3 protein-coding genes are annotated in these 2,454 nt (G+C 69.4%); all 3 read left to right on the forward strand.

Features of this window, described 5'->3' with window-relative positions:
* Positions 1-1,598: FtsK/SpoIIIE domain-containing protein (locus tag IE258_RS40490; RefSeq protein WP_189750791.1), on the forward strand; the 1,598-nt coding region annotated here is incomplete at its 5' end.
* Positions 1,599-1,777: 179 nt separating this feature from the next.
* Positions 1,778-2,209 (forward strand): hypothetical protein, encoded by a 432-nt coding sequence (locus IE258_RS40495; protein WP_189750792.1) that lies wholly within the window; start codon positions 1,778-1,780, stop codon positions 2,207-2,209.
* 18 nt (positions 2,210-2,227) lie between these two features.
* The gene (locus IE258_RS40500) at positions 2,228-2,422 is read left to right on the forward strand and encodes a DUF4236 domain-containing protein (RefSeq protein WP_189750793.1); all 195 of its coding nucleotides are present in this window, start codon (positions 2,228-2,230) and stop codon (positions 2,420-2,422) included.
* The last annotated feature ends 32 nt before the right edge of the window (positions 2,423-2,454 follow it).

Genomic DNA, 2,454 nt, shown 5'->3' on the forward strand with positions numbered 1-2,454 from the left:
CTGTCCTCGTCAAGGCCATCGGCCAGGCCAAGGCGCAGCTCCGCGGGCAGCCGAAGGTCGAACCCAACAAGGTCACCGTCCCGCTCCAGCTCGCCGGCGGTCAGATCAGCACCGACGAACTCGCCAACCGCAGCAAGCACATCGCCGGTGAGCTGGGCGTTTCCCCCAACAGCATCCGCATCCAGGCCGACCCCGACCGCGCCGACCGAGCCGACCTGATCATCGTCCCGCAGGACATGCTCAAGCAGCCCAGCGACTGGCCCGGCCCCTCCCGCCTCGGCGGCTCCATCACCGACCCCATCGTCATCGGCGTCTACGAAGACGGCGCCGAAGCCGTCCTGTGGTTCCCCGCCGGACCCGGCCGCAACGCCACCCACTTCCTCACCGCCGGCATGAACGGATCCGGTAAAAGCGCAGGCCAGAGCGTCGCCATCACCGAAGCGCTCACCCGACGCGACGTCATCGTCTGGGCCATCGACCCCTCCAAGGGCATGCAGACCTTCGCCCCGTTCCTGCCCTACCTGGACTGGGTGGAGATGACCACCGCCGGCGGCGAAGCAATGATCGACGCGTTGTCGCAGGTCATCACCGCCCGCGCCAACGAAATGGGCCGCCACGGCTACAAGAACTGGACCCCCGAGGTGTACGCCGAACTCGGCATGCCCTACATGGTCGTCTGGATCGAGGAAGCCGCGAAGTTCTTCCGCAACGGCACCGAAATGGAAGGCCTCGTCATGGAGGCCCGCTCCGCCGGCATCAGCGTCATCATCAGCCTCCAGCGGCCCTCCGCCACCTCCATGCCCACCGACGTGCGGGAACAGCTCGGCGGCGTCATCTGCTTCGGCGTCAAGGGCTCCACCACCGCCGACATGGCCCTCCCCGACGACGTCCGCGACGCCGGAGCCCGCCCCGAAGCATGGGAGAACCGCCGCCCCGGCTACGCCTACCTCGTCGCCCCCGGAGTCGACGAGGAGCGCTACCCCACCCCGCTGCGCACCTACCGCATCGACGACGACCAGATCAGCGGCGCCCTCGCCATAGCCCCCCGACCCACCGCCGACCCGGTCACCGCGGCCGCCGCCGGCGACGCCTACGCCAACCGCACCCACTACACCCCTGACAGCCCCCTGACCAGCACTGACAGCCACACCCAGCAGATCGTGACGAGCAGCGAGGAGCAGACGGTGGACGACGAGCAGCTCCTCAACCGGCAGGTCGAACGGGACATCTTCGCCACCGCCCACGTCGCCGGGATCGACACCGACGGCCTCATCGACGCCGACCCAGACAAGGAGATCCCCCCGGCCGCCCAGGTGTGGACCTTCGCCCAGCCCCAGACCGGTGAGGTACGGGAGATGACCCCGCAGGAAGCCGAAGCGGAGCTCCTGGCGATCCTCGAGGAGTTCCGGCAGCAGGGCATGGACACCGTCGGCCCCCGCCACTTCCAGCCGTTCTGGGGCGAAGGCAACCGCCTCCCCAGGTCACGGGCCTGGGTGTCGGGCAAGCTCAACGACCTCGCCGACGCCGGAATCCACCTGAAGGAGACCGACGACATCGGCGTGTACCGGCTCCTCGACCCCGTACCCGCAGCCGTCTGACAGTCCTCTGACCAGCAGTGATACCGGCTGACACACCATCTGGGGTGTCAGCCGGGTGTCAGAGGCCCTGTCAGCGCCCTGACACGCCGCCCCACCTATATGAACGCGCCCCCCGCCCCGGGTCTGACACCCGCCGTCAGCCCTCCAGAAGCCGAGATCCGCTGTCAGAGGAGAAGCCCATGAACGCCGCCACCGCCGACGGACGACAAGCCCGCGTCCTCGCCGGCGCCCTCCGCAACTGGGCCGCCATCGACACCGACGAAACCCCCGTCGCCGCCCGCATCCAGATCCGCCAGCCCCCCGAGTGGGGCTTCGTCTCCACCATCAACATCACCGACCAGCAGACCCACCGACTCCTCGACCTCCTCCGCGACGACCTCGCCGCGAACACCCCCCACCTCGCCAGCCACGAACGCGGCGCCGCCGTCATCGACGACCTCATCACCCAGCGCCGCACCGAGGGCCACACCACCCTCCACGTCCGCGACCTCGTCCACGCCGCCCCCCGCATCGGACGGCCCGCCTCCTGGATCGCCGCCCACCTCGGCGACCTCGCCGACGCCGGCCTCATCGAAGAGACCTGGCGGCCCGGCCTCTTCCGCATCGCCTGACCCCGAAAGGACACCACCGTGGCCATCACCTTCCGCAAGAGCTTCCGGATCCTGCCCGGCATCCGCATCAACATCAACGCCCGCTCCTGGTCCATCACCCTCGGCCCGAAGAACGGACCCAAGCGCACCTACTCCAGCACCGGCCGCACCACCACCTCGTGCGACCTACCCGGCCCTTTCGGCTGGCGCACCACCCGCACCCGCCGCCGATAACCCCAACCCACCGACCCGAGACAGGAGAAACC

This window comes from Streptomyces tendae (assembly GCF_014650435.1).
Taxonomy (GTDB): domain Bacteria; phylum Actinomycetota; class Actinomycetes; order Streptomycetales; family Streptomycetaceae; genus Streptomyces; species Streptomyces tendae.